This is a genomic window from Bradyrhizobium sp. USDA 4506, assembly GCF_054058795.1.
In genome coordinates this window covers 3638763-3664044 of record NZ_JBSSBM010000002.1, presented here as the reverse complement: position 1 = coordinate 3664044, position 25282 = coordinate 3638763, and the positions used below count along the sequence as shown (strand labels likewise).

The following is a 25282-nucleotide window of genomic DNA, read 5'->3' as shown; positions in this document are numbered from 1 at the left end:
GAAGCGGTTTTCCGAAACGATCATGCTCAAACAAAGGAGCTAAAGCGCGATGACTAGTCAACCTCGTCTCGTCGCGCGTTAAGGGGAGCGCGATCATGATCAACTCGTCTTCGCCGCAACCGCCGGCATCGGGCTCGGAAGACGATGATGTCGAGACCATCGTACGCGCCGGTCCAGGTGGCGCGGTCGCGGTCGCGGGCATTGCGACGGCCGTCGTGGTCGGGTTGTGGTTTGCATTCTATCTGCTGGTCTTCCTGCCGCGGAGCGTTCCCTGATGGCGAGCGAGACTGACCACAGCCTCGGTGAGGCCGTTGCCGCACGGATCGAGCGGCGCTGGGCGACGCTGTCGATCGTCATTGTCGGCGTCCTGGTCGGCATGGCGACCTATATCGGCATCCATCAGGCGACGATGCCGCAGGGCCGGGTCGAAACCGCCGATCCCAAGACGCTGCATCTGTCGGGCGAATTCGTCGAGAGCAATCTCGGCAGCGAAATGCTGGCCGACGGATCGGTCACCGTGCGTGCGATTGGCCAGCAATATTCCTTCACACCGCAATGCATCGTGGTGCCCGCGGAGACGCCGATCACCTTCCGCGCCACCAGCGCCGATGTCGTCCACGGTTTCCTGATCGAGGGCACCAACATCAACACGATGCTGGTGCCGGGCTACGTCACCGACCTGCCGGTGCGCTTCAAGGCGCCGGGCGATCACGTGATGCCGTGCCAGGAATTCTGTGGCATCGGCCACCAGGGCATGTGGGGCAAGGTCAAGGTGGTCGACAAGGCTGCGTTCCGTGACATGGCGGCAGCGAAGCGGAGGCTGACCTGTGTTGATTAACAAGCGACTGATCGCGGCGCATTTCTGGCTTGCCTTCATCGTGTTCGGCGTCGCGCTGGTGCTCGGCGCCTGGCAGATGTTCGTGCGCAGCCCGTTGAACGCCTGGCATTTCAATCCGGAATTCTACTATCGCTCGGTCACCGCCCATGGCTCGGCGATGGGATACGTATTCCCGACACTGATCGCGATGGGATTCGGTTACGCGATCACCGAAGCCTCGCTCGAGAAAGAGCTGGTTGGACGGCGCTGGGCCTGGGTGGGCTTCTTCCTGGTCGCCGTCGGCGCCGTTGTCGCGATGATCCCGGTGTCGCTCGGGCTCGCCTCGGTGCTCTACACCTTCTATCCGCCGATGGTCGGCAATCCCTTCTATTACATCGGCGTCGTCATGGTCGTGGTCGGCTCATGGATCTGGGTCGCGCTGATGGTGACCAATTTCGTGATCTGGAAGCGCGAGAACCCGGGCAAGCCGGTGCCGCTTGCGATGTATGCCAATGTTGCGGGCTCACTGCTCTGGGGCTGGACCGCGGTCGGCGCGGCGCTTGAGATCCTGTTCCAGATCCTGCCCGTGGCGCTTGGGCTGAAGTCGACGATCGATGCGGGGCTGGCCCGCGTCTTCTTCTCCTGGACGCTGCACGCCATCGTCTATTTCTGGCTGATCCCGACCTACATCGCCTATTATACGATCTTCCCGCGGGCGATCGGCGGCCGGCTCTTTAGCGACCCGATGGCGCGGATCTCGTTCATCCTGTTCGTCGTGGTGGCGATGCCGATCGGCGTGCATCACCTGTTTGCCGATCCGCAGGTCGGCGCCGGATTCAAGTTCATGCACTCCGTGTTCACCGGCCTCGTCGCGCTGCCGACGCTGCTCACGGTGTTCACGATCTGCGCCTCGGCGGAGATTGCCAGCCGCCTGCGCGGTGGCCGCGGCGCCTTCGGCTGGATCGGCGCGCTGCCATGGTCCAATCCGATCATGCTGGCGACGGCGCTGTCGCTGGTCATGCTCGGCTTCGGAGGCGCCGGCGGTCTGATCAACATGAGCTATCAGCTCGATGCCACCGTGCACAACACGCAGTGGATCACCGGCCATTTCCACCTGATCTTCGGTGGCGCCATCGTCATCATGTATTTCGCCATCGCCTATGATCTGTGGCCGCATCTGACCGACCGTGCGCTGGACAGTTTTGGCCTGATGCGCACGCAGCTCTGGCTGTGGTTCATCGGCATGATCGTGACCACCTTCCCGTGGCACTATGTCGGTATTCTCGGCATGCCGCGCCGCATGGCCTATTATGACTATGCCAACCCGGCGATCTCGCCGCAGGCCTTGTCGGTCACGATGTCGGCAATCGGCGGGTTCATTCTTCTGATATCGGGCCTGCTGTTCCTGCTGGTGCTGATCCGCGGGCAGTTCGGCGCGCGAGGCGAGGCGGGTGCGTACCGCTTCGCGGTGCCGCTGCACATGCCCGCGCGGATTCCGGTCGCGCTCAACTCATTCGGCCTGTGGCTCGCGTTGATGGTCGGTCTCACCGTGGTGAATTATGGTTTCCCGATCGCGCAGCTGATGGCGCTGAACGAGACCAGCGTGCCCGCGGTCTATGTCGGAGCCGGCCGATGAGCGACCAGCCGCTGTTCTCGCTTCGCAATCCGTGGTTCGGCGCCAGCGTCGGCATCACGGTTGCCATCGCTGTGTTGTCGGCCGTCGCAGGCCTGATCTGGTTGCCGCTGGCGCAACCCAATTTGAAGCTTGCCGGCGTCTGGGATGCGATCTGCAGCGCTGCCGGCGTTCCGCGTGCCGCCGTGCAGGAGGCCGGCATCAAGCCGGATTTCAAGACGTCCAAAGTCGTCATGACATCGGAGATGCTGACCAAGGCAGATCAGGTCTCGATCGGGCGGGGCGCAACGCTGGCGCAGCGCTGCGCGATCTGCCACGGACCGCAGGGCGTCAGCGACGCCCATTCACCGAACCTCGCCGGGCAATTTGCTGCGGTGACCTACAAGGAGCTGAACGACTTCAAGACCGGCGCGCGGGTCAGCGTGGTGATGAGCCCGTTCGCGGCGGCGATGAGCGATCAGGACATGAAGGATGTCGCGGCCTATTACGCCTATCTGCCGCGGGTGCCTTCGAACAATCTGGATACCGGGCGTCCCGCGCCGGCGATCGTGGTGACGGGCGCCCCGATGCGCAACATCGCGCCTTGCGGCTCCTGCCACGGCGATGTCGACAACAAGGCGGGAAGCCCCTGGCTCGGCGGCCAGTCGGCGGTCTACATCAAGGCGCAGCTCGAGGCCTTTGCATCCGGGGCCCGCCGCAACGATATCAGTCAGCAGATGCGCAACATCGCGCGCCAGATGACGGCCGAGGAGATCGACCAGGTCGCGCATTACTACGAGGCCCAGCCCTGAACCGGCGCTATTAACGCGCCATTAACCATAATTACGGCACCTTGACCGGACATGGGTGCCGATTGCCGGCGCCCGGCAAGGCACCCGGACAGATGGCGGTCGACCTCTTCAATGCGACGGCTTCGGCAGGTGTCGATTCCTCGCGCCTGAAGGTCGCAAGCTCGATCAAGCAGGCGGCCGCGACCACCGGCACGAGCTTCGAATATCTGCTCACGACCGCGAAGATGGAATCCAATTTCAACCCGCGGGCCGGCGCCACGACCTCGTCGGCGCATGGACTTTATCAATTCATCGACCAGACCTGGCTCGGCACCGTCAAGGAGGCTGGAAGCCAGCTCGGTTATGGCCAGTATGCCGACGCCATCACCAGGAATTCCGACGGCAGCTATTCGGTCAGCGATCCCTCGGCGCGCGCCGCGGTCATGAAGCTGCGCGACGATCCGGACGCGGCGTCCTCGATGGCGGCGGTGCTGACGCAGTCCAACAGCTTCAAGCTTACCGGCAAGCTCGGCCGCCGTCCGACCGATGCCGAACTGTACATGGCCCATTTCATGGGCGTCGGCGGCGCCGGCAAGCTGATCTCGAGCGCCGAGGACAGCCCGAGCGCCAATGCGGCCGCGATGTTTCCGAAGGCGGCAGCCGCCAACCAGTCGATCTTCTACGACAGGTCGGGCAACGCGCGCAGCGTCAGCCAGGTCTATTCGGTGTTGACCACGCGCTACGCCGCGGCCGCGAACTCCCAGGACACGCGCACCGCCTTCGCCGCGGCCGGCGGCGACACCATGTCGCCTTACGCGATCGCAGGCACCGCGCCGACGACGGCGCTGACCATGGATACCGCGTCCTATCTCTCGACCTTCCCGGACTCCCGGTCGGCCGCGCCCGTCGCCGCGACCTCGGCTGTGGCATCGGCACAGCCGGCGCCGACCTTCCGCTCGCTCTACCAGGCCGGCGACCGCTCGGAGCCGATCTCGCCGGCGGTGCAGGAGCTGTGGGGCAATTCCGCCTCGCTGACGTCATCGGCGACGCCGAAGGTCCGCGCGCCCGGACGGCTCGACCTGTTCAGCGATCCGAGCGGCACCTACAGCAACGGCTAGGACCAATCCACATTCAGGATTCCCATAGCTGAATGATGCTGAATCAATGCGTTCCGGACGTTTTGATTCGGAGCGTGCTGATGGGTGTGAAGCGCTATGAGCTAAGTGATGCGCAATGGGCTCGGATTGCGCCTCTGCTGCCAGGCAAGGTGGGCGATCCCGGCCGCAGCGGTGTCGACAATCGCCTGTTCGTGAACGGGGTTTTGTGGGTTCTGCGGTCCGGCGCCTACTGGCAGCACCTGCCGGAGCGCTACGGCAAGTGGAAGAGCGTACACGCGCGTTTCACCCGCTGGGCCAAGGCTGGCGTTTGGGAGAAGGTGTTTGCCGAGCTGATCAAGGATCGCGACAACAAATACCTGATGCTCGACACCACTCTGGTTCGTGTCCACCAGCAGGCTGCGAGCGGAAAAGGGGGGCCAAAACTCAGGAACTGGGGCGTTCCCGAGGTGGTTTGACCACCAAGATCCACATGCTCTGCGACAGCCTCGGTCGGCCGCTGCGCTTCATGCTCACCGCCGGACAACGACACGACAACCTCACCGCAAAAGCCCTGCTCGAAGGCTTCAAGGCCGAGGCCGTGTTGGCCGATAAGGCCTACGACAACAATGATCTACGCACGACCATCGCGGACATGAACGCCGAAGCGGTAATCCCCTCAACCCGCTCTCGTAAGATCCCCATCCCGCATGACGAGACGATCTACAAGCTACGCAACCGCATCGAGCGTTGCTTCAACAAGCTCAAACACTTCCGCCGCTTTGCCACGCGATATGACCGACGAGCAGACTACTTCCTCGCATTCGTCCACCTCGCCGCAATCTGCATTTGGCTCCGCTGAATGTGGATTCGTCCTAGCGCTGTCTTGCTGCGCGCGCGAAGCCGCGCGCCATTGCGGCTTTAACGAAACGTCAATAATCCCAAACGTTTATGGTGAACCCTTTGTTAAGCGTCATGGTTTATTTTTTCTTGCAGTGGCGTCGTATGTCGATGCCGTTTCGTTGCGTAAGCCGGAAGGACCATGATCGTTCGGCAGTTTATTAGTTGGATTAGGACCGCTCCTGCAGGTGAGCGAGCAGAGGCAACGCGGGCGTTGGCCCGGGCCTGGCTCATCTCGGATCTCACCGAGGACGACCGCATCGCAGCCGAAGGCGCGCTGCTGATGCTGCTCGACGACCCGTCGCCGCTGGTACGGCAGGCGATGGCCGAGGTGTTCGCGCGCAGCGCGGACGCACCTGCCGCAATCGTGCAGGCGCTGTCGGCCGACCAGCCGGCGATCGCGCTGCCGGTGCTGGAACATTCACCGCTCTTAATCGATGCCGACCTCGTCGACATCGTCGCCACTGGCTCCGACGAGATGCAGTGCGCGATCGCGCGCCGCACCAATCTGCCGGCCTCCGTCGCCGCCGCGATTGCCGAGGTCGGCTCGGCGGCCGCCGCGCTCGAGCTGATCGAGAATCCTTACGCCGGCCTCGCGCCGTTCTCCTGGGATCGCATCGTCGAGCGCCACGGCCATCTCGCCGCCATCAGGGAATCGATGCTGCAGCTGGAAGACTTGCCGTCGGCAACGCGGCTGGCGCTGGTCGCAAAGCTCTCCGACACGCTGGCGCAGTTCGTCGTCGCGCGAAACTGGCTCGGCAGCGATCGGGCCGGCCGGATCGCCGGCGAGGCCAGGGAGCGCTCGACGGTGAACATCGCCGCGCGCGCCTTCGGCGACGACATGCAGAACCTGATCACGCATCTGCGCGCCACCGGGCAATTGACCGCCGGGTTGATCCTGCGCGCGCTGCTGTCGGGCAATCTCGATCTGTTCGGGGCGGCGCTCGCCGAACTGTCCGGGCTGCCCTATGGCCGCGTCTCCGCGCTGTTGAACGACCGCGGCGGCAACGGCCTGCAGGCGCTGCTGCGCCGCGCCGGCTTGCCGGAATCCACCTACGCCGCGTTCCGCGTCGCGCTCGAGGCCAGCCACGAGGTCGGCTATGTCGACAGCGGTGACGGCGCGGCGCGGCTGCATCGCCGCATGGTGGAGCGGGTGCTGACGCATTGCGAGACCGATCATTCGGCGGCCGAGCCGCTCCTGATCCTGCTGCGCCGCTTTGCGACCGAATCGGCCCGCGAGGACGCACGGATGTTCTGCGAGGAGCTCGCCGCGGAAGACGCCATCGCGGTGCTGCCCTACGACGACGATCTCATCGCGGCCTGAGGGCCGCGCTTCCTTCCCATCGATGGATACTTGAGCGGGCTGCGCAACGCGAGCAGCCGGCCGCGCGGCTATTCGCCGGGCGCGATGCTCGGCGCGAGGATCGCCTCGAGGTGCTCGGGACGGTCGCGGTTGGCGTGGGTCAGGAATTCGTCGGCGATGCCGCGGAGCTGCTTGCTCAGCACGCCGGCGACGACCGCGGTGTCGAGCTTGGTGCGGTTGCGCACGATCGCCTGCACGGCGTTGATGTGGTGCGCAATCAGCTGCGGCGGCACGGCGCCGAGATCCGGCGCGTGCTCGATGATGCGGCACAGGCTCTCCGCGGCTGCGGCCGCCGACGGATAGCCGAATGTCGCGGCATCACCCTTGATGTCATGCGCGGCGCGGAACAGCTCCTCGCGCGTCTTGTCGCTGAAGCCCTCGCGCAGCACGGTGGCGTGTGCGGCGGAGAGGCGGTCGGCCTCGATCGTCATCCACTCCTTGAACTCGCCCGACAGCCCGGCGAGCGCCTTTTCGGCGCGGCCGACCGGATCGTCGAGATCGCTCTCGGGGACGCGCAGCAGCATCTTGCGCAGCGGATTGGGCTGCGTGATGACGTGGTGCGTGCCGAAACTCTTGACCTCGATCGTCCCGGGTTTGTCTTTCGCCATGGCGATGTCCTAGATGGCCGAGCGCGCCTTTTCGAGCAGCGACGGTTGTTGCAGCACCTCGACCTCGCCGCTGCCGCGGCGTTCGGGGCCGATATAGGTGTTGGTGGTGTTCCGGCGGCGGTCGGGGCCGAAATAGGTCTTGGTCTTGATGAACGGGCGCGGGTTGGCGACCACGTTCATGATGCGCTGGTAGAGGCCCTTGGCCGAGATCGGCTTGGCCAAGAATTCGGTGACGCCGGCATCGCGCGCCACGGTGACACGGCGCTTCTCGGAATGCCCGGTCAGCATGATGATCGGCGCGTAGGGGTTGCCCTTGGATTCCGGCTGCCGGATCATCTGCGCAAGCTCGAGCCCGTCGAAGATCGGCATCGACCAGTCGGTGATGACGATGTCGGGCACGTAGTGCGTATACATCTCGAGCCCGGTGGCGCCGTCCTCGGCCTCATACACCTCGCGCGCGCCGAACGAATGCAGCAGCGTCCGCAGGATGCGGCGCATGTGCGGATTGTCGTCGCAAATCAAAAATCGCAGCTTGTTGAAATCGATGCGATACATGGTCCGGCCCTGATAGGGCATACCGGGCCAATGCGGTATTACCCGACGTTAACCATATCCCGCCCGGGGTTAATGATTGGTTGCCGGGCAAGGAGGCAGACGCCGTCAGTAGCCGAACTGCTCGCGCAGGATGCGTTCTTCCAGCGAGTGGCCGGGGTCGAACAGCATCCGCATCGCGATCGTCTTGTCGGACAACACCTCGACCCGGCGGACGTCGCGGACCTCGTCATGATCGGCGACCGCGGCGACCGGGCGCTTCTCGCCCTCGATCACCTCGATCACCACGAAGGCGGAATTCGGCAGCAGCGCGCCGCGCCAGCGCCGCGGCCGGAACGCGCTGATCGGGGTCAGCGCCAACAGCGCCGCGTTGATCGGCAGGATTGGCCCCTGGGCGGAGAGGTTGTAGGCGGTCGATCCGGCCGGCGTCGCCACCAGGATGCCGTCGGCCATCAGCTCGGGCATCCGCTCGTGCTCGTCGATCAGGATGCGCAGCTTGGCGACCTGGTAGGTCTGCCGGAACAACGCGACCTCGTTGATGGCATGATGCAGATGCACGGCGCCGTGGATGTCGGTCGCGCGCATCAACAGCGGATTGATCAGCGACTCCCGCGCGGCGGCAAGCCGGGCGCGCAGATCATGCGTCGAATATTCGTTCATCAGGAAGCCGACCGTGCCGCGGTGCATGCCGTAGATCGGCTTGCCGCTGCGCATGTTGGCGTGCAGCGTCTGCAGCATCAAACCGTCGCCGCCGAGCGCGACCACGACGTCGGCATCCGCGGGTAGATGGTTGCCGTACATTTCCGTCAGCTGCTCGAGCGCCGACTGCGCTTCCACGCTCGCGCTGGCGACGAAGGCGATCTTGTCATACCGCTTGGAGCTGGCCATTCGCTCACGAACTCGTTTGGCACGGAACACGCCGCGCTCGTCTATACATCCCGGGCGGCCTTGTCGAGATGGTCCGGGAACGGACCGCATGCCACGCCGGCGCCGCCAAACTAGCGCAGTTTGTTGCTGGATTGCGTAAATTGGGGCGCGGGGAGTGAACGATATGGCTAACAGTCTTGCGACACGGTTCGCCGCGGCGTTGCTGGTGGCCTGCCTTGCGACCGCGGCGCGAGCCGACGATGACGTCCCGCAGCCATCGCCGTCGCCGAGCGCGCAGGCCCCAAGCGGCCAGAACCCAGGTGGTCAGAACCCGAGCGGCCAGAAAGGGCGGGCAGGACGCGGCGGCGAGGCCGGCTCCGGCGCCGGCACTGCTGCCAATGCCCCTGCAGCCGAGCAGCACCGCCTGCCGCCGGACTCCACGACCAAGCAATCGGTCGCGCTGCCGAACCGTACCCTTAACTTCAGCGCGACCGCGGGTTCGATCCGCGTGTTCGACGACAAGGGCGAGCCGCTGGCCGACATCGCTTATACGTCCTACCAGCTCGACGGCGCCGAGAAGGCGAACCGGCCGGTGACCTTCCTGTTCAACGGCGGTCCGGGCTCCGCGTCGGCCTGGCTGCAATTGGGCAATGTCGGGCCGTGGCGGCTGCCGTTCGACGGCGCGGTGTCCTCGGCCGCGCCCGAGCTGCAGGCCAATGCCGATACCTGGCTCGATTTCACCGATCTCGTCTTCATCGACCCTGTCGGCACCGGCTACAGCCGCTTTGTCACCACCTCGGAGGAGGCGCGCAAGCGCTTCTTCACCGTCGACGGCGACGCCAATTCGGTCGCGCTGGTGATCCGCCGCTGGCTGGAGAAATACGACCGGCTGACCTCGCCGAAATATCTCGTCGGCGAAAGCTATGGCGGCATTCGCGGGCCCAAGGTGGTGCGCAATTTGCAGATGCAGCAGGGCGTCGGCGTCCGCGGCCTGGTGCTGATCTCGCCGGTGCTCGATTTCCGCGAATATACCGGCTCCAGCCTCCTGCAATATGTCGCAAGCCTGCCGACCATGGCGGCGGTCGCGCGACAGGCAAAGGGCCCGGTGACGCGCGAGGATCTCGCCGACGTCGAGAGCTACGCGCGCGGCGATTTCCTGCTCGACCTCGTCAAGGGGCAGGCCGACACCGAGGCCACCACGCGGCTCGCCGACAAGGTCGCAAGCCTGACCGGGATCGATCAGGTGGTGAGCCGCAGGCTGGCCGGCCGCTTCGACATCGGCGAATTCCGCCGCGAGTTCGATCGCAAGAGCGGCAAGGTGACCGGCCGCTACGACGCCTCCATCGAGGGCTTCGATCCCTATCCGGATTCCAGCTATTTCCGCTTCAACGATCCGTCCGGCGATCCGCTGATGGCGCCTTTGACCAGCGCCGCCGTCGACCTCACCACGCGCAAGCTGAACTGGCGGCCGGACGGCTCCTATCATCTGCTCAGCGAAAGCGTGAACAAGGCCTGGGAGTTCGGTCACGGCATCAGTCCGGCGGAGTCGGTGACGCAGCTTCGCCAGGCGCTGGCGCTCGACCCCAACCTGAAACTCCTGGTCGGCCACGGCCTGTTCGATCTCGCCACGCCGTACTTCGCCTCGAAGATCATCCTCGATCAGTTGCCGGCCTTCGCGGGCCCGAGCCGCACCAGGCTCGCGGTCTATCCCGGCGGCCACATGTTCTACTCCCGCGACGGCTCGCGCCAGGCGTTCCGCAAGGAGGTCGAGGCGCTGATGAGGTAAGGGGATGTGGCGGTGTGGATTGCGCCGTCGCTGCAAATACGGTCGTCGTCCTGGCGAAAGCCAGGACCTATAACCACCAAATTCGATTGTGAACGGGATCGCGGCCCCGGCGTCGCGCAACAAATGCCGCTTGGGGTAATGGGTCCTGGCTTTCGCCAGGACGACATCGATAGTGTGACACGGCCGACATCCACCTTCGTCGTCCCGGCGAAAGTCCGCAGCGGAAGTTGGGAGCGGACCTCGTCGTTCCAACATCGCGCAATGGTTCGCGGAATGTCGGGGTTCGTCGCCGGCCAGGCCGCGGCGCGACAATAAATTACGTCCGCTTGCCGCGGGAGCGATCAAGCTCGCGCCGGTTCTTGTTTTGACGCGTTTTCTTCACGCGAACCGGTAGCCGCTTCGCGCGAAAACGCTTAGCGCTCACGGCTCCACGGGAAGAGGGAGGCCGGGAAATCGGCCGCGTAGCGGTGACCGATCGGCGGGCGGGGCTCTTCTTGCGGAGGATTCCGGTCAGGCTCGACCACCTTCCTGTAAAGATGCCAGGTCGCATGACCAAGCACCGGCAGAACGACGCAGAGACCGACGAAGAATGGCAGTGAGCCCACGGCCAGCAATACCGCAACGATCAATCCCCACGCGGCCATCTCAATTGGATTCATCATCACGGCCCGTATCGAGGTGCGGATCGCATCGATCGCGGTCGCATGACGGTCGAGCATCAGTGGAAAGGAGACGACGCTGACGCACAGGGCAACCAAGGCGAAAAGGAAGCCGACGCCGCATCCGACGATGATGAGCGACCAGCCTTCGGGCGTCGTCAACACGCGCTTTGCGAAATCAGGGATGCTCGCAGCCGGCGCATAACCGAACGTCATGATGTAGATCGCGTCCGCGGTGGCGATCCAGACCCCGAACAGAACGAACAGAAGAACGCCAAGTTCGAACATGGCGCCGAACGACGGCGCGCGCAGCACCTGCATCGCATCCCAGGCTCCTGGCTCCTCTCCGCGTTCGCGCCGTCGGCTCAGTTCGTAAAGGCCGAGGCCGGCGAAAGGACCGATCAGGGCGAAGCCGGCGGCGAGCGGAAACAGCAGCGGCAGCACCGAATAGCCAAGCACAAGTCTGAACAGGACAAGTCCGAGCACGGGATACATCACGCACAGGACGATTGCGTGGGTCGGGATGGCCTTGAAGTCTTCCCAGCCGAGGCGCAACGCGTCGCCCAGGTCGGAAAGGCTGATCTTGCGAACGACGAAGGCGGTAGAGACGCCAAACAATTGCAGCTTGGGTCGTGCGAACACCGTGGTCATGGTTCCGGTCTCCTTGCTTGTGGCCGCAGGGGAACGGAGCGCCATCAACACACGCACATCCGCCTCATGCGCGAAAATCGCGACTGAGTCCGGCAAATCAGATTCAACCAGAAGGAGCTTGCCGGACGACGTCTGTCGCAACCGGTCAAGTAAAACTAGTCCGATGCGCGGCAGAAGCAAGGTGGCGAATGCGGTCGGGAGAATTGTGCAGATGCACAAACGAGGTCTTGCGATGCACCATGCGATTGGGGAGGGCCGATCAGTGTTCGCGGCATCCAATGCATTCCCGCCAACACGCGCCGGACAGCGGCGGGCATTACTCCTCTATTGACGTCTGGCTCGATGGGTACCATGTTGATGCTTGACGCCCCCAGCTCCGATGAGGTTGCGGCCGTGACGTTGAGTTTTTGTCATGTCCCAGCATCGCGACCGGCAGAATGGGCGAGGCAAAAGCCACGGTGATGGTGAACGTGAGACCATCCCTCTGACGTGAGCTCCGCCCTTTCGTTCGTCTCCGCAGCCTTCAATGGCAAGGAGGAATGAGGGATGGCTGTAGCGATTTTACTGCTCCTGGTTGCCGTCGCCTCGGTGCTGTTCCACCTCTACAGCCCCTGGTGGTGGACCCCGATTGCCTCGAACTGGAGCTATATCGACCACACGATCAACCTGACATTCTGGATCACCGGAGCGGTGTTCTGCGCGGTGATCGTGTTCATGGCCTATTGCGTCCTGCGCTTTCACCACACCGAGGGACGGCGCGCCCACTACAATCCCGAGAACAAGAAGCTCGAATGGTGGCTCAGCATCGGCACCGCGATCGGCGTCGTCGCCATGCTGGCGCCGGGCCTCATCGTCTGGCACCAGTTCGTCACCGTTCCCGCCGACGCGACCGACGTCGAGGTCGTCGGACAACAGTGGATGTGGAGTTATCGGCTTCCGGGAAAGGACGGCCGGCTCGGCACCTCAGATGCGCGCCTGATCAGCTCCGACAATCCACTCGGGTTGAATCCCAATGATCCGAACGGGCAGGACGACATCGTCGTGCAAAACGAGGATCTGCATCTGCCGGTCGGGAAGCCGGTGAAGGTGCTGCTCCGCTCGATCGACGTCCTGCATGATTTCTACGTGCCCGAGTTCCGGGCGAAGATGGATATGATCCCTGGCTCGGTGACCTACTACTGGCTCACGCCGACCCGGACCGGAACCTTCGACGTCCTCTGCGCGGAGCTTTGCGGTGCCGCGCACGCACAGATGCGCAGCAAGGTCGTCGTGGAAGAAGAGAAGGAATATCACGCGTGGCTGGACAAGCAGCACACGTTCGCCGCCTTGTCCGGCCAGCGCAACGTCGCGAAGGCCGCGTACAAGACTGGCAGCGAATGAACATGCCGACGAGGATCGGCCGGATGTTCGGCCGGATATGAAGTGAACTCGTCGCTGAGCGGAAGACCAAGGAGGGTATTCCGATGGTCGATATCCCGTTTGATGAGGTCGCAGGCATCCCGCCCGCCGAAGTAGGTGAGGTCGAGCTCTATCATCCGCACAGCTGGTGGACGAGGTACGTCTTTTCGCAAGACGCCAAGGTGATCGCCGTCCAGTACTCGATCACGGCGATGTCGATCGGAATGGTTGCGCTGGTGCTGTCGTGGATGATGCGGCTGCAACTGGGGTTTCCCGGCACGTTCTCCTTTATCGATGCCAACCAGTACCTTCAGTTCATCACCATGCACGGCATGATCATGGTGATCTACCTGCTCACGGCGTTGTTCCTTGGCGGCTTCGGCAACTACCTCATCCCGCTGATGGTTGGCGCGCGGGACATGGTCTTCCCCTACGTGAACATGCTGAGCTATTGGGTCTACCTGCTCGCGGTGCTGGTGCTGGCCGCGACGTTCTTCGTGCCGGGCGGGCCGACCGGCGCCGGTTGGACGCTTTATCCACCCCAGGCGATTCTCTCCGGTACCCCCGGGCAGGACTGGGGCATCGTTCTCATGCTGGCCTCGCTGATCCTGTTCATCATCGGCTTCACGATGGGCGGGCTCAATTACGTGGTAACAGTATTGCAGGCCCGCACCCGCGGCATGACCTTGATGCGCATGCCCTTGACGGTGTGGGGCATCTTCACCGCCACCGTGATGGCGCTGCTGGCGTTCCCGGCACTGTTCGTGGCCTCGGTGATGCTGCTGCTGGACCGCCTCCTTGGAACCAGCTTCTTCATGCCGACACTGGTCGAGATGGGCCAGCTGACCAAGTATGGCGGCGGCAGCCCGATCCTGTTCCAGCATTTGTTCTGGTTCTTCGGCCATCCCGAGGTCTACATCGTCGCGCTACCGGCGTTCGGCATCATCTCGGATCTGATCAGTACGCACGCGCGCAAGAACATCTTCGGCTATCGCATGATGGTCTGGGCGATCGTGGCGATCGGGGCGCTGAGCTTCGTTGTGTGGGCGCACCACATGTATGTCAGCGGCATGCACCCGTATTTCGGGTTCTTCTTCGCCACCACGACGCTCATCATCGCGATCCCGACCGCGATCAAGGTCTACAACTGGGTGCTGACGCTTTGGCGCGGTGACATCCATCTCACGGTGCCGATGCTGTTTGCGCTCGGCTTCATCGTCACCTTCGTCAATGGCGGCCTGACGGGGCTGTTCCTCGGCAACGTTGTCGTCGACGTTCCACTGTCGGATACGATGTTCGTCGTCGCGCACTTCCACATGGTGATGGGGATTGCGCCGATCATGGCCGTGTTCGGCGGGATCTATCATTGGTATCCGAAAGTCACCGGGCGGATGCTCAATGACGCGCTCGGACGCTTCCACTTCTGGGTGACGTTCATCGGAGCCTATGCGGTGTTCTTCCCGATGCATTATCTTGGCCTGCTCGGGATGCCGCGTCGCTATCACGACATCGGCGAGACCTCGTTCGTCCCGGCCTCCGCCCATGACCTCAATGCGTTCATGAGCGTGGCGGCGCTGATTGTCGGGTTCGCCCAGCTCGTCTTCCTGTTCAATCTGGTCTGGAGCCTGTTCAAGGGAAGAGAGGCGGGCGGCAATCCCTGGGGTGCCACCTCGCTGGAATGGCAGACGCCGGAGACCCCGCCGGGGCACGGCAACTGGGGCAAGGAGCTCCCCGTCGTCTATCGCTGGGCTTACGATTACAGCGTGCCCGGTTCCGCGAGGGACTTCATCCCGCAGAATGAACCGCCGGCCAAGGTGCTGGCCCAGGGAGCCCATCCGTGAGTGCCATCGTCCTGTTCATTGCTACGATTGCAGCGATCGCGGGATGGTGGCTCTCGCAGCAACGGCTGGCCGCCAAGCCGTGGCTGGAGCAGGGCGGGGGGGGGGGGGGGGGGGGGGGGGGGGGGGGGGGGGGGGGGGGGGGGGGGGGGGGGGGGGGGGGGGGGGGGGGGGGGGGGGGGGGGGGGGGGGGGGGGGGGGGGGGGGGGGGGGGGGGGGGGGGGGGGGGGGGGGGGGGGGGGGGGGGGGGGGGGGGGGGGGGGGGGGGGGGGGGGGGGGGGGGGGGGGGGGGGGGGGGGGGGGGGGGGGGGGGGGGGGGGGGGGGGGGGGGGGGGGGGGGGGGGGGGGGGGGGGGGGGGGGGGGGGGGGGGGGGGGGGGGGGGGGGGGGGGGGGGGGGGGGGGGGGGGGGGGGGGGGGGGGGGGGGGGGGGGGGGGGGGGGGGGGGGGGGGGGGGGGGGGGGGGGGGGGGGGGGGGGGGGGGGGGGGGGGGGGGGGGGGGGGGGGGGGGGGGGGGGGGGGGGGGGGGGGGGGGGGGGGGGGGGGGGGGGGGGGGGGGGGGGGGGGGGGGGGGGGGGGGGGGGGGGGGGGGGGGGGGGGGGGGGGGGGGGGGGGGGGGGGGGGGGGGGGGGGGGGGGGGGGGGGGGGGGGGGGGGGGGGGGGGGGGGGGGGGCATTGCCGTGGATCTTCGCGGCGATCTCGGCTCTTCGGTGCCGGCGGCGAAAATCGGCCTCGGTGTTTTTCTCGCGGTGGTCGGCTCGCTGTTCGCGCTCCTGATCAGCGCCTACTCGATGCGCACCACCATGGTGGACTGGCGCGAGTTGCCGCTGCCGAAGTTAGTCTGGTTCAACACCGGCGTCCTCGTCATCAGCAGCGTGGCGCTGCAATGGGCGCTGATGGCCGCGCGCCGCGACGACCATGAGGGCCTGATCGCGGGCCTCTTGGTCGGCGGTGCATCGGCCGTGATGTTCCTGATCGGGCAGCTCGTGGTGTGGCAGCAGCTCAATGTCGCCGGCTATGTCATGGCGTCGAATCCGGCCAATTCCTTTTTCTATCTGATCACCGCGCTCCACGGGCTGCACGTGACCGGCGGCCTGGTGGCGCTCGGCAGGGCGACCGTAAAACTGTGGCGCGGCGCGCCGATGACGCAGATGCGCCTGAGCGTCGAGCTTTGTACCATCTACTGGCATTTCCTGTTGTTGGTCTGGCTGGTCCTGCTCGGCCTGCTGACGGGCTGGACCGACAATTTCGTCGACATCTGTCGCCAGTTGCTCACCTAGCGAGGGCAGGAAGCGATGACCGAAACCACATTCGCAACCCCCAAGGCGCTGCCCGGAACGATACCCGGATTGCGCGGCATCGCCGCCGACTGGGCCTCGGACCAGCGCGCGTTCAAGAACGTGTCCTGGGGGAAGGCCATGATGTGGATCTTCCTTCTGAGCGACACCTTCATCTTCAGCTGCTTCCTGCTGTCGTACATGACGGCGCGAATGTCGACGACCGTGCCGTGGCCCAACCCCAGCGAAGTATTCGCGCTCAATATCGGCGGTCAGCACATCCCGCTCATCCTGATCGCGATCATGACCTTCATCCTGATCAGCAGCAGCGGGACGATGGCGATGGCCGTCAACTTCGGTTACCGCCGGGATCGCGTCAAAACGGCCGCCTTGATGCTGGCCACCGCGGCATTCGGCGCGACGTTCGTCGGAATGCAGGCTTTCGAATGGACCAAGCTGATCATGGAGGGCGTGCGGCCCTGGGGCAACCCGTGGGGCGCACCGCAATTTGGCGCTTCCTTCTTCATGATCACCGGCTTCCACGGCACCCACGTGACCATCGGTGTGATCTTCCTGATCGCCATCGCGCGAAAGGTTTGGCGGGGAGACTTCGACGTCGAGCGGCGCGGCTTTTTCACGAGCCGCAAGGGCTACTACGAGATCGTCGAAATCATGGGCCTGTACTGGCATTTCGTCGATCTGGTCTGGGTGTTCATCTTTGCCCTCTTTTATCTCTGGTGAGGTCGCGCATGACAGAAGCAGCGGTACATGTGGAAGGGCAGGCAGCACAGCATGCGCTACACAGCTATGTGCATGGTGCGGTGGCATCGGGCGCCGCGCATGCAGAGGGCCAGCAGCACCCGATCAAGCTCTATCTCGTGGTCTGGGGATGGTTGTTCGTGCTCAGCACTTGCTCCTATCTCGTCGACTATTTTGGTATCCACGGCCACCTGCGATGGTCGCTGATCCTGCTGTTCATGGTGCTGAAGGCCGGCCTGATCGTCGCTGTATTCATGCACATGGCCTGGGAGCGGTTGGCGTTGGCCTACGCCATCCTGTTGCCGCCGGTGCTGGTGCTGGTTTTTGTCGGGATCATGATGTTCGAATCCGACTATACGCACCTGCTTCGGGTCATGTTCTTCGCGTCAGCAAGCTAAGAATGGGACGGCCATGACCGCGTGGGTCATGCTGGACAAGGCAAGGCGTCCTGAAGGCGGAGGACTCGCCAGATCGTCCGGAACCCTGCGATGCAGGCCTTTGGCCGATGGTTTTTTCGAACCGACGAGGAATTAGTCTCGTGCAAATCAATCGTTCAATTCTTCGCCGGAGCTATGCCAACATCGGAGACTACGTCGCACTGACGAAACCGCGCGTGATGTCGCTGGTCGTCTTTACCGCACTGGTCGGTCTCATGGTCGCACCAGGCGGCATCGATCCCTTCACCGGGTTCGCCGCTCTTCTTTGCATAGCCGCGGGAGCTGGCGCCGCAGCTGCGCTCAATATGTGGTACGACGCCGACATCGATGCGGTGATGGCGCGCACCGCCATCCGTCCAATTCCCAGCGGCCGCATATCGCGCCCGGAAGCATTGGTCTTCGGATTGATGCTCGGCACGTGCGCGGTCCTGGCCCTCGGCACCTTGCTGAACATGGCCGCTGCTGCGCTGCTTGCTTTCACAATCTTCTTCTACGTCGTCGTCTACACGATGTGGCTCAAACGCCGAACGCCGCAGAATATCGTCATTGGCGGTGCCGCCGGCGCGCTCCCTCCGGTGATTGGCTGGGCTGCGGTCACGGGACATGTCGGGCTCGAGCCGCTCATCCTGTTTCTGATCATCTTCCTTTGGACGCCACCCCACTTCTGGGCACTGTCGCTCAATCTTGCTGGAGAATATGCCCGTGCCGGTGTGCCGATGTTGCCGGTCGTGGCTGGCAAGACAGAAACAAAGCGCCAGATTCTTCTCTATTGCATGCTCTTGGTTCCGATCTCACTGCTGCCTTGTGTACTGGGGTTCGCGGGCGCCGGCTACGGCGCGGCCGCGGCGACGCTGGGAGCGATCATGATTTTTCTCGCATGGCAGTTGCGCCGGAGCGACGACAAGGAAAGGCGGCCTGCTCGTCGCTTGTTCGTGTTTTCGATGCTCTATCTGGTCCTGCTTTTTGGGGGGCTGCTGATGAATGCTGCACCCTACGCTCAGTCTCACTGACTGGACGCATTCGAATCGACAGCCGCGCAGGGCGGTATTCGGAAAAAGCGAATATTGTTGCCGGGCGGGCTTGCGCCGCCGGGCAGCTCAGTGATTGAATTTTCGCGGGGCTCCCGCCAGGGACGGCCCTAGCGCTCGTCTCGCATATATGGACTTCGCTGGGAGACGAGTCTCAAGTCTTGATCTGCCGACATCGTCTGGAGCCCGTGCATATGTGGCCCGCTCGTCGGGTTGCCCAACAGGATCCAGGCGATGGCGCCCGTGGCCAGCATTCCGCCGCAAATAACCAAAAGGTCCCGCCTCATCGCGCGTCCTCCGCATGTGGCCATTTCCAAGCATAAATCAGGCCAATCCATTCGGGCACGGACAGGTGCGGCGCACAGGATAGCGTTGGACAAGTAGGACAGGCTCGCCCTAAGCTTCGCCCATTGCAGCAACCAGGCGCGGTTCAAGAATGGACTGGTCCTACTATCTCGGGGGCACTGCTATTGTCCTGCTCCTTCTTGCCTATCGGCTGCATGGCGGGCTGTTTAGGAAGAATTCACGGCGGGACGAGAAACTAAATCGACTGATTGATGAACGCATCGGACGCTTGGACCTGAAGCGCCGCAACGATTGAACCGCCCTGAAGCGGCACCTCGAGGCCAACGCAACGCCACTCTCCGGAATCATCCTTACGGCGACGGCAGAGCTACCTTGGTCTCCCGAGATGACCATCTCGGCAGATGATACTTTTTATGATTTGAAAAGAGTTGTTTGAGCAATCGAATGAAAGTCTGGGTCTATACCGACACAAGCAAGCCCGTTGGCGAGCCGGAACATCTGAAGATTTTCGCGACCAATGACGCCGCGCAGTCGTGGTTCAAGCGAAACGTCCCGGGGGGCGCCGCATTTGCTTACGAGATTATTCTGGGGCCACGTTACCTCGCCAAGACGCTCCTCGTGCTGTCCGTGCTGCTTCTCGGCATCGCCGATCTCTACACCACCAACACGATCCTGAATCTCGGCCTCGGCGAGTTGAACCCGTTCATGCATGTCGCTCAGACATGGCTCGGCCCCTGGTGGCTTATCCCGAAGCTCGGCTTGACTTATTTCATGATGTGGCTGCTTTGGCGCAGCAACAACCCCTACAATATCGCGATCGTGGCGGCGTTTTGCTGCACGCCCGTACTCAATAATCTTCTGATCATCGCAAGCACGAAGTAGCGAGAAACACCAGTGGTGCCTCCGCCAGGGCAGGCGCGAGACATCACTGGCTTCGCATCGGCTCGCCCGCTGCGGCGATTACTGGCAGTAGTCCCAGAATCCTTGCGTGCGAGACGGATCGGTATAGTACCAGCACATGCCGGGCGCCGGCGCAGCACCGGCCCACGCCGCGGCCGTTGCCGCCGTCACGACCCCGATGGCTGCGCCGGCCGCGATTGCGCCGCCCCTTGGCCAGTAATACCGGCCCGGACGCGCCCATCCGCCGCCTCCCACCACCGTCCGGCCGCGAACCGCGACGTTGCCGCGGGGCCCGACGACGGCGGTGCGGCCGCGATAGGCGCCACCGCGCGGCCCAACGGCTGCGCCACCACGGTGAACGACGGCACCTCCGCGGGGACCGACCGCTGCGCCGCCACGGCGGCCGGCCGCGCGGACTGCAACGACGTCGGATGATTGCGCGACGTGATTACCGATCGGCATCGCGCCGAGCAGCGTTGCAGACGCGGATTCAACCGGCATCGCCGCAATGATCGAGGCGGTGAGGATGGACGCTGCAAGCATCGTAGTACGCTTCAAGTCAAGCATCGGTGTATCTCCTGCTTAAATTCGGTTACGTCCACCGATCGATCCGGTGGGCGCGGCACTGTCCTCCGTCGATCAATCCGCTGCCGCACTCGATGCCGTCCGAGCTCGAAAAGACGAGACTGCCCGAGAGATGACCGCTGGACATCTAGGTCGCGTCAAGGCCCGCGCCGCGAACGGCGTCGCTCAGATCTTCAATTCTCGAGATGGGAAGGCGCGTCCAAACCTCGGCAGGCAGCATGTCGCGCCTCACTTGAACGAAAGCCGCCCGGCGTCGGCGCGACGGCCTCATTGCACATTCTCATCCTACGCGCTCCGTCGCGACGTTACAACCTTGGCCAGTCGCGTTGAGCGGTTTGGCCGCGGCGATCTGTCTCAGCCGTAGGTCTCCACGATGAAGTCGATCAGCGCGCGCAGCTTCGGCGTCATCTTGCGATGCTTCGGCCACAAGATCTGGCGCGCGCGGCTCTGCGTCGCGTAGTCCGGCAGCAGGACCTGCAGCCGTCCCGCGGCGATATCCTCGGCCAGCAGCTCGTCGCGCATCAGCACGATGCCGGCGCCCGCCAGCGCCGCGTAACGGATGCCGAACGCGCTGTTGATGAAGAGGCGGCTCGCGACATCGACATGCACTTCGCCCTCCGGCCCGGAGAAGGTCCATCGTTGCCCGTCCGACCAGCCGGGGTAGCGTAGGCATTCATGGCGGGCGAGATCTGCCGGATGGGTCGGCGTGCCGCGTTCGGCGAGATAGCTCGGCGCTGCGCAAACCACGCCGGTATAGGGCGACAGCGAGCGCGACATCATGGTGGAGTCGGTCAGCGTGCCGACCCGGATCGCCGCATCCAGCCCTTCCTCGAGCAGATCGACCATCCTGTCGCTGAGGATGAGGTCGACCGAGACTTCCGGATATTTCTTCATGAAGCGGACCAGTGCAGGCGCCAGGCTGTACGACCCGAAGGCGACCGAGGTCGCGATGCGGAGCTTGCCGCGCGGCGCGCTCAGGGCCTCCTCGACCAGCGCATCGCCGGCCTCGGCCTGTTCAAGCAATTGCTTGCAGTGATCGAGATAGCTGCGGCCGAGCTCGGTGAGGCCCTGCCGCCGGGTCGACCGGTTGATCAATTGCGAGCCGAGCCGGTCCTCGAGAAAGCGGATATGCTTGCCGATCATGGTCGGCGACATCCGCAACTCCTTGGCCGCCGCGGTGAAGGAGCCGAGATCGGCGACGCGGGCAAACACGGACATGCTGGTCAGTCGATCCATGATTATAAACCAATGGTTGTTTCACTGCGCATCAAGGCGCTACTTATGGGGTGCCTGAACTATATTTATTACCATAAGTGAGCAATCAGCGCGATGATCCGTCCGATTGCTTCGAAATGCTGCCGATTTCGCCCGGAGGGACGCAATCCCGCCGGAGCCTGAACCAGACAGGAGTGTCACGATGCCCTTCCAGATCACGATCAATGGGACCAGTCATTCGGTCGATGCCGACGGCGACACGCCGCTGCTCTGGGTGTTGCGCGACGTGCTGGGCATGACCGGCACCAAGTTCGGCTGCGGCATGGCGCTGTGCGGCGCCTGCACGGTGCATCTCGACGATACCGCGGTGCGCTCCTGCATCACGACCATCGACAGCATCGGCGACTCCAGGATCACGACCATCGAGGCGGTCGGCATGACGCCGGCGGGCAAGAAGATCCAGGACGCCTGGCTCGCGCATGAGGTGCCGCAATGCGGCTACTGCCAGTCGGGGCAGATCATGTCGGCCTCCGCGCTGCTCGCGGGCAAGCCGAAGCCGACCGATGCCGATATCGATGAAGCGATGTCGGGCAATATCTGTCGCTGCGGTACGTACGTGCGCATTCGCGAAGCCATCAAGCAAGCCGCGCAGTCGGGAGGTTGAGCCATGACGCTGATCGACAATCTGTCCGAGCGCGCTGCCGACCTGTCGCGGCGCAACTTCCTCCGCGCCGGCGCGATCGCGGGCGGCGGTCTGCTGCTCAGCGTGAGCCTGCCGTTCGCGAGCCGCGAGAGCGAGGCGGCGGCCTCCGACGGCTTCGCGCCGAATGCCTTCGTCCGGATCGGCGCCGACGGCAAGGTCGTGCTGACCATGCCCTATGTCGAGATGGGGCAGGGCACCTACACCTCGATCCCGATGCTGATCGCCGAGGAGCTCGAGATCGGCCTGACGCAGGTCCGGCTCGAACACGCGCCGCCGAGCGACAAGCTCTACGCCAACCCGCTGCTCGGCGTGCAGGCCACCGGCAATTCGAACGCAATGCGCGGCGCCTGGCAGCCGATGCGCAAAGCCGGCGCCACCGCGAAAGCGATGCTGGTCGCGGCCGCGGCGAAGCGCTGGAACGTCGAGCCTGGGACATGCCGCGCCGAGAACGGCGAGGTGCATCACGCGGCCTCTGGACGCAAGCTGGGTTACGGTGAACTCGCGACTGACGCGGCGCAGATGCCGGTGCCGGAGAATGTCACGCTGAAGAGCCCGGCCGAGTTCAAGCTGATCGGCACGCCGGCCAAGCGGCTCGATACGCCCTCCAAGATCAACGGCACGGCGGTCTACGGCATCGACGCAAGGCCGCCCGGGGTGAAGGTCGCGACGCTGGCGCAGTCGCCGGTGTTCGGCGGGCGGGTGAAGCGCGTCGACGATGCGGCGGCAAAAGCCGTCAAGGGCGTGCGCCAGATCGTGACGCTCGACGACGCAGTCGCGGTGGTGGCCGACCACATGGGGGCGGCGAAGAAAGGTCTGGCGGCGCTCACGATCGAGTGGGACGAGGGCCCTCACGCCAAGCTCGCCACATCGGATATCGCGCGCGAGCTCGAAGCCGCCAGCACCAAGCCGGGCACGGTCGCGCAAAATATCGGCGACGCCGACAAGGCGATGGCGGGCGCAGCGACGAAAGTCGAGGCGACCTATCAACTGCCATTCCTCGCCCATGCGACGATGGAGCCGATGAACTGCACCGTGCATGTGCGTTCCGACGGTTGCGAGATCTGGGTCGGCAGCCAGGCGCTCTCTCGTGCCCAGGCGGTAGCCGCAAAGGTGCTGAACATGCCGCCGGAGAAGGTGGTGGTGCACAATCATCTGCTCGGCGGCGGCTTCGGCCGCAGGCTCGAGGTCGATGGTGTCATTCGCGCCGTGCAGATCGCCAAGCAGGTCGATACGCCGGTCAAGGTGGTGTGGACCCGCGAGGAGGACATCCAGCACGACATGTACCGGCCCTACTGGTGCGACCGGATTGCGGTCGGCCTCGATGCATCTGGCAAGCCGGTTGCCTGGAACAACCGCTTCGCCGGCTCGTCGGTGCTGGCGCGATGGGCGCCGCCGGCGTTCCGCAACGGGCTCGATCCCGACACGACCGAGGGCGCGATCGATCTCGTCTACGACATTCCGAACTTCCATGTCGAATATGTCCGGGTCGAACCGCCGGGTATTCCGACCGCGTTCTGGCGCAGCGTCGGGCCCTCGCACAACGTGTTCGTCACCGAAAGCGTGATCGACGAGCTGGCGGCGGCGGCGAAGCAGGATCCGGTGGACTACCGCCGCGGGCTGCTCGGCAAGTCGCCGCGCGCCAAGGCGGCGCTCGAGCTCGCGGCGGCCAAGGCCGGCTGGGGCGGCAAGCTGCCGGCCGGGCGCGGACGCGGCGTGTCGCTGCAATTCGTGTTCGGCAGCTACCTCGCGCAGGTCGCCGAGGTCGAGGTCGCCAAGGACGGCTCGGTCCGTGTCCACCGCGTCGTCTGTGCGATGGATTGCGGCACCGTGGTCAATCCCGACACGGTGCAGGCGCAGCTCCAGAGTGGCATCAATTTCGGCGTCACGGCGGCGCTCTACGGCGAGATCACGCTCAAGGACGGCCGCGTCGAGCAGAGCAATTTCGACAGCTACCAGATGCTGCGCATCGATCAGGCGCCGGCGATCGAGGTCCATATCGTGCCGAGCACTGAGCCGCCGGGCGGCATGGGCGAGACCGGAACCTCGGGCATCGTGCCGGCGATCAGCAACGCGATCTTCGCGGCGACCGGCAAGCGGCTGCGCAAGATGCCGGTCGATCCGGCGGTATTGAAGCAGACCTAGGGGCGAGTGAGAGCCTCCCCCGGGTGCTGGCGCGATCGTGAAGCCGGACGGATTTGCGCCGTGCACTGATCCGTGCGAGAAGCGGGCATGCATCTGAGGCGGCTCGCCAATCTCTGGATTCTGCTGCTCGTCGCAGCCGGGCTGTTGCTCGCGCCCGTGGCGCCGGCATTTGCCCGGATGATGCCGGATGCCTCGGCCGCTGCGATGCAGGCGATGCCGGACGATCACGCCATGTCTGGACAGGCGATGTCCGAGCAGGCGCTGGCCGACGACATGCCGTGCTGTCCGGACCAGGGCAAGAGCAAGGGCTGCGACGACTGTCCGTTCCTCGCGCTCTGCATGTTGAGCGTTTCGCTGCCGGTGCCCGCCGGCGCCATGTCGCTGATCGAGCGCGATCCGTTGCGCAGCCGGATCGCCGCCCATGACGACCGTCTGCTCGACGGCCTTGGCGCCAAACCTCCCGACCATCCGCCTCGAACCACCGTCTGACGGGCGCGCCAGCGCCTGATCGCTGACGCGTGCGCCAATGGCGCGCGTGCCTTTGCATGCCGCTCACGCGGCTCATCAGACGTATCGAGGATTATCACGATGAAGTCTTTCCACCTGGCGCGCGCCACCGCCGCCGCGCTGATCGGCGTTGCCGTGACGGGCATGTCTGCCCACGCCGAGATCAAGAACTACGAATTCCAGCTCGTGCAGCCGACCGTCAAGGCGGGTGCCGATCGCATCGTCACAGTGCGGCTGGTCGACAAGACGAGCGGGAAAGCCGTGCCCGACGCGGTCATCTTCTCGACCCGGCTCGACATGGCGCCCGACGGCATGCAGGAGATGGCCACCAAGGTGACGCCGATGCCGGGCACCGAACCCGGCACCTACCGGTTCAAGGCGACCTTCGGCATGGCCGGCCGCTGGCAATTGTCGCTCGGCGCCAAGGTGCAGGGCGAGACCGGCGCGGTCGAGAACAAGCTCGTCGTCACGGCCGAGCAATGAGCCGCC

At 64.7% G+C, this 25282-nt stretch carries 25 protein-coding genes and 2 pseudogenes; 21 read left to right on the top strand and 6 right to left on the bottom strand.

Translation table 11 applies throughout. The features are described 5' to 3' along the window. The first annotated feature begins 95 nt into the window (after positions 1-95). The 7 genes from ACVIHF_RS19565 (at position 96) to ACVIHF_RS19535 (ending at position 6538) form a co-directional block, all read left to right on the top strand. Positions 96-275 carry a hypothetical protein gene (locus ACVIHF_RS19565; protein WP_016843914.1) on the top strand — a complete coding sequence of 60 codons (180 nt, stop codon included), beginning with the start codon at positions 96-98 and terminating at the stop codon, positions 273-275. Continuing rightward, the gene (locus tag ACVIHF_RS19560; RefSeq protein WP_057019660.1) at positions 275-838 is read left to right on the top strand and encodes a cupredoxin domain-containing protein; all 564 of its coding nucleotides are present in this window, start codon (positions 275-277) and stop codon (positions 836-838) included. The genes ACVIHF_RS19565 and ACVIHF_RS19560 overlap by 1 nt, the downstream gene beginning before the upstream one ends. Beyond that, on the top strand, positions 828-2453 hold the full coding sequence (locus ACVIHF_RS19555) for a b(o/a)3-type cytochrome-c oxidase subunit 1 (RefSeq protein WP_456780331.1): 1626 nt from the start codon (positions 828-830) through the stop codon (positions 2451-2453). Before ACVIHF_RS19560 ends, ACVIHF_RS19555 begins: the two co-directional genes overlap by 11 nt. Further along, entirely contained in the window at positions 2450-3241 is a 792-nt protein-coding gene (locus ACVIHF_RS19550; RefSeq protein ID WP_456780332.1) for a c-type cytochrome, read from the top strand. Before ACVIHF_RS19555 ends, ACVIHF_RS19550 begins: the two co-directional genes overlap by 4 nt. Before the next feature lie 92 nt (positions 3242-3333). Then, on the top strand, positions 3334-4338 hold the full coding sequence (locus ACVIHF_RS19545; RefSeq protein ID WP_456780333.1) for a transglycosylase SLT domain-containing protein: 1005 nt from the start codon (positions 3334-3336) through the stop codon (positions 4336-4338). 80 nt (positions 4339-4418) lie between these two features. Continuing rightward, a protein-coding gene (locus ACVIHF_RS19540) for an IS5 family transposase (RefSeq protein WP_256558577.1) occupies positions 4419-5176 on the top strand; the annotation gives its coding sequence in 2 pieces (ribosomal slippage) (positions 4419-4755 and positions 4755-5176; 759 coding nt in all). Positions 5177-5356: 180 nt separating this feature from the next. Continuing rightward, entirely contained in the window at positions 5357-6538 is a 1182-nt protein-coding gene (locus tag ACVIHF_RS19535; RefSeq protein ID WP_456780334.1) for a DUF2336 domain-containing protein, read from the top strand. Between the two features lie 68 nt (positions 6539-6606). On the opposite strand, the gene ACVIHF_RS19530 is transcribed toward ACVIHF_RS19535, so the two are convergent. The 3 genes from ACVIHF_RS19530 to ACVIHF_RS19520 form a co-directional block, all read right to left on the bottom strand. After that, positions 6607-7185 (bottom strand): Hpt domain-containing protein, encoded by a 579-nt coding sequence (locus ACVIHF_RS19530; protein WP_456780335.1) that lies wholly within the window; start codon positions 7183-7185, stop codon positions 6607-6609. A 9-nt stretch (positions 7186-7194) separates the two neighbouring features. Further along, positions 7195-7740: a response regulator gene (locus ACVIHF_RS19525; protein ID WP_456780336.1), complete on the bottom strand. Its 546-nt coding sequence runs from the start codon at positions 7738-7740 to the stop codon at positions 7195-7197. Between the two features lie 105 nt (positions 7741-7845). Further along, positions 7846-8625 (bottom strand): NAD kinase, encoded by a 780-nt coding sequence (locus ACVIHF_RS19520; protein WP_253608058.1) that lies wholly within the window; start codon positions 8623-8625, stop codon positions 7846-7848. A gap of 163 nt (positions 8626-8788) precedes the next feature. Between ACVIHF_RS19520 and ACVIHF_RS19515 the strand changes: the two genes are divergently transcribed. Then, positions 8789-10390: a S10 family peptidase gene (locus tag ACVIHF_RS19515; RefSeq protein ID WP_456780337.1), complete on the top strand. Its 1602-nt coding sequence runs from the start codon at positions 8789-8791 to the stop codon at positions 10388-10390. 413 nt (positions 10391-10803) lie between these two features. Here ACVIHF_RS19515 and ACVIHF_RS19510 read toward each other — a convergent pair whose 3' ends face one another. After that, a complete protein-coding gene (locus tag ACVIHF_RS19510; protein WP_026192934.1) occupies positions 10804-11700 on the bottom strand; it encodes a DUF2189 domain-containing protein in 897 nt (298 codons plus the stop codon). 546 nt (positions 11701-12246) lie between these two features. Between ACVIHF_RS19510 and ACVIHF_RS19505 the strand changes: the two genes are divergently transcribed. The 9 genes and pseudogenes from ACVIHF_RS19505 (at position 12247) to ACVIHF_RS19465 (ending at position 19623) form a co-directional block, all read left to right on the top strand. After that, positions 12247-13080, top strand: a complete 834-nt coding sequence (locus tag ACVIHF_RS19505) for a cytochrome c oxidase subunit II (RefSeq protein ID WP_076831602.1) — start codon at positions 12247-12249, stop codon at positions 13078-13080. A gap of 83 nt (positions 13081-13163) precedes the next feature. After that, complete coding sequence (gene ctaD / locus ACVIHF_RS19500; RefSeq protein ID WP_229159874.1) at positions 13164-14939, top strand: cytochrome c oxidase subunit I; 1776 nt, start codon at positions 13164-13166, stop codon at positions 14937-14939. Then, positions 14936-15034, top strand: a pseudogene (locus ACVIHF_RS19495) (cytochrome c oxidase subunit 3); the annotation flags it as partial. The gene ctaD and the pseudogene ACVIHF_RS19495, both read left to right, overlap by 4 nt. A gap of 610 nt (positions 15035-15644) precedes the next feature. After that, a pseudogene (locus ACVIHF_RS19490) lies at positions 15645-16214 on the top strand (cytochrome c oxidase subunit 3); the annotation flags it as partial. 15 nt (positions 16215-16229) lie between these two features. Further along, entirely contained in the window at positions 16230-16952 is a 723-nt protein-coding gene (locus ACVIHF_RS19485) for a heme-copper oxidase subunit III family protein (RefSeq protein ID WP_456792421.1), read from the top strand. A gap of 8 nt (positions 16953-16960) precedes the next feature. After that, positions 16961-17368, top strand: a complete 408-nt coding sequence (locus ACVIHF_RS19480) for a cytochrome C oxidase subunit IV family protein (RefSeq protein ID WP_050384760.1) — start codon at positions 16961-16963, stop codon at positions 17366-17368. A gap of 140 nt (positions 17369-17508) precedes the next feature. Next, positions 17509-18417 (top strand): heme o synthase, encoded by a 909-nt coding sequence (locus ACVIHF_RS19475; RefSeq protein WP_456780339.1) that lies wholly within the window; start codon positions 17509-17511, stop codon positions 18415-18417. A 454-nt stretch (positions 18418-18871) separates the two neighbouring features. Then, positions 18872-19036, top strand: coding sequence for a hypothetical protein (locus tag ACVIHF_RS19470; RefSeq protein ID WP_168856726.1), 165 nt, complete (start codon positions 18872-18874; stop codon positions 19034-19036). A gap of 149 nt (positions 19037-19185) precedes the next feature. Then, complete coding sequence (locus ACVIHF_RS19465; RefSeq protein WP_225160229.1) at positions 19186-19623, top strand: DUF5658 family protein; 438 nt, start codon at positions 19186-19188, stop codon at positions 19621-19623. A 78-nt stretch (positions 19624-19701) separates the two neighbouring features. Here the strand turns inward: ACVIHF_RS19465 and ACVIHF_RS19460 are convergent, their stop codons facing one another. Both ACVIHF_RS19460 and ACVIHF_RS19455 read right to left on the bottom strand, forming a co-directional pair. Then, positions 19702-20208, bottom strand: a complete 507-nt coding sequence (locus ACVIHF_RS19460) for a hypothetical protein (protein ID WP_456780340.1) — start codon at positions 20206-20208, stop codon at positions 19702-19704. A gap of 372 nt (positions 20209-20580) precedes the next feature. Beyond that, positions 20581-21462 (bottom strand): LysR substrate-binding domain-containing protein, encoded by an 882-nt coding sequence (locus ACVIHF_RS19455; protein ID WP_253608062.1) that lies wholly within the window; start codon positions 21460-21462, stop codon positions 20581-20583. 181 nt (positions 21463-21643) lie between these two features. Here ACVIHF_RS19455 and ACVIHF_RS19450 point away from each other — a divergent pair, with 181 nt between their 5' ends. From ACVIHF_RS19450 to ACVIHF_RS19435, 4 genes are all read left to right on the top strand, one after another. Then, positions 21644-22105: a (2Fe-2S)-binding protein gene (locus tag ACVIHF_RS19450; protein ID WP_057019645.1), complete on the top strand. Its 462-nt coding sequence runs from the start codon at positions 21644-21646 to the stop codon at positions 22103-22105. A 3-nt stretch (positions 22106-22108) separates the two neighbouring features. Beyond that, positions 22109-24286, top strand: a complete 2178-nt coding sequence (locus tag ACVIHF_RS19445; protein WP_456780341.1) for a molybdopterin cofactor-binding domain-containing protein — start codon at positions 22109-22111, stop codon at positions 24284-24286. Positions 24287-24373: 87 nt separating this feature from the next. Next, complete coding sequence (locus ACVIHF_RS19440) at positions 24374-24775, top strand: hypothetical protein (RefSeq protein ID WP_168856723.1); 402 nt, start codon at positions 24374-24376, stop codon at positions 24773-24775. Between the two features lie 99 nt (positions 24776-24874). After that, positions 24875-25276 carry a FixH family protein gene (locus tag ACVIHF_RS19435; protein WP_168856722.1) on the top strand — a complete coding sequence of 134 codons (402 nt, stop codon included), beginning with the start codon at positions 24875-24877 and terminating at the stop codon, positions 25274-25276. Positions 25277-25282: the final 6 nt, after the last annotated feature.

Excerpts from the sequence above, each read along its gene's own strand:
- ACVIHF_RS19565 (WP_016843914.1), top strand. The coding sequence starts at position 96 with ATGATCAACTCGTCTTCGCCGCAACCGCCGGCATCGGGCTCGGAAGAC.
- ACVIHF_RS19560 (WP_057019660.1), top strand. The coding sequence starts at position 275 with ATGGCGAGCGAGACTGACCACAGCCTCGGTGAGGCCGTTGCCGCACGG.
- ACVIHF_RS19550 (WP_456780332.1), top strand. The coding sequence starts at position 2,450 with ATGAGCGACCAGCCGCTGTTCTCGCTTCGCAATCCGTGGTTCGGCGCC.
- ACVIHF_RS19545 (WP_456780333.1), top strand. The coding sequence starts at position 3,334 with ATGGCGGTCGACCTCTTCAATGCGACGGCTTCGGCAGGTGTCGATTCC.
- ACVIHF_RS19535 (WP_456780334.1), top strand. The coding sequence starts at position 5,357 with ATGATCGTTCGGCAGTTTATTAGTTGGATTAGGACCGCTCCTGCAGGT.
- ACVIHF_RS19530 (WP_456780335.1), bottom strand. The coding sequence starts at position 7,185 with ATGGCGAAAGACAAACCCGGGACGATCGAGGTCAAGAGTTTCGGCACG.
- ACVIHF_RS19525 (WP_456780336.1), bottom strand. The coding sequence starts at position 7,740 with ATGTATCGCATCGATTTCAACAAGCTGCGATTTTTGATTTGCGACGAC.
- ACVIHF_RS19520 (WP_253608058.1), bottom strand. The coding sequence starts at position 8,625 with ATGGCCAGCTCCAAGCGGTATGACAAGATCGCCTTCGTCGCCAGCGCG.
- ACVIHF_RS19515 (WP_456780337.1), top strand. The coding sequence starts at position 8,789 with ATGGCTAACAGTCTTGCGACACGGTTCGCCGCGGCGTTGCTGGTGGCC.
- ACVIHF_RS19510 (WP_026192934.1), bottom strand. The coding sequence starts at position 11,700 with ATGACCACGGTGTTCGCACGACCCAAGCTGCAATTGTTTGGCGTCTCT.
- ACVIHF_RS19505 (WP_076831602.1), top strand. The coding sequence starts at position 12,247 with ATGGCTGTAGCGATTTTACTGCTCCTGGTTGCCGTCGCCTCGGTGCTG.
- ctaD (WP_229159874.1), top strand. The coding sequence starts at position 13,164 with ATGGTCGATATCCCGTTTGATGAGGTCGCAGGCATCCCGCCCGCCGAA.
- ACVIHF_RS19485 (WP_456792421.1), top strand. The coding sequence starts at position 16,230 with ATGACCGAAACCACATTCGCAACCCCCAAGGCGCTGCCCGGAACGATA.
- ACVIHF_RS19480 (WP_050384760.1), top strand. The coding sequence starts at position 16,961 with ATGACAGAAGCAGCGGTACATGTGGAAGGGCAGGCAGCACAGCATGCG.
- ACVIHF_RS19470 (WP_168856726.1), top strand. The coding sequence starts at position 18,872 with ATGGACTGGTCCTACTATCTCGGGGGCACTGCTATTGTCCTGCTCCTT.
- ACVIHF_RS19465 (WP_225160229.1), top strand. The coding sequence starts at position 19,186 with ATGAAAGTCTGGGTCTATACCGACACAAGCAAGCCCGTTGGCGAGCCG.
- ACVIHF_RS19460 (WP_456780340.1), bottom strand. The coding sequence starts at position 20,208 with ATGCTTGACTTGAAGCGTACTACGATGCTTGCAGCGTCCATCCTCACC.
- ACVIHF_RS19455 (WP_253608062.1), bottom strand. The coding sequence starts at position 21,462 with ATGGATCGACTGACCAGCATGTCCGTGTTTGCCCGCGTCGCCGATCTC.
- ACVIHF_RS19450 (WP_057019645.1), top strand. The coding sequence starts at position 21,644 with ATGCCCTTCCAGATCACGATCAATGGGACCAGTCATTCGGTCGATGCC.
- ACVIHF_RS19445 (WP_456780341.1), top strand. The coding sequence starts at position 22,109 with ATGACGCTGATCGACAATCTGTCCGAGCGCGCTGCCGACCTGTCGCGG.
- ACVIHF_RS19440 (WP_168856723.1), top strand. The coding sequence starts at position 24,374 with ATGCATCTGAGGCGGCTCGCCAATCTCTGGATTCTGCTGCTCGTCGCA.
- ACVIHF_RS19435 (WP_168856722.1), top strand. The coding sequence starts at position 24,875 with ATGAAGTCTTTCCACCTGGCGCGCGCCACCGCCGCCGCGCTGATCGGC.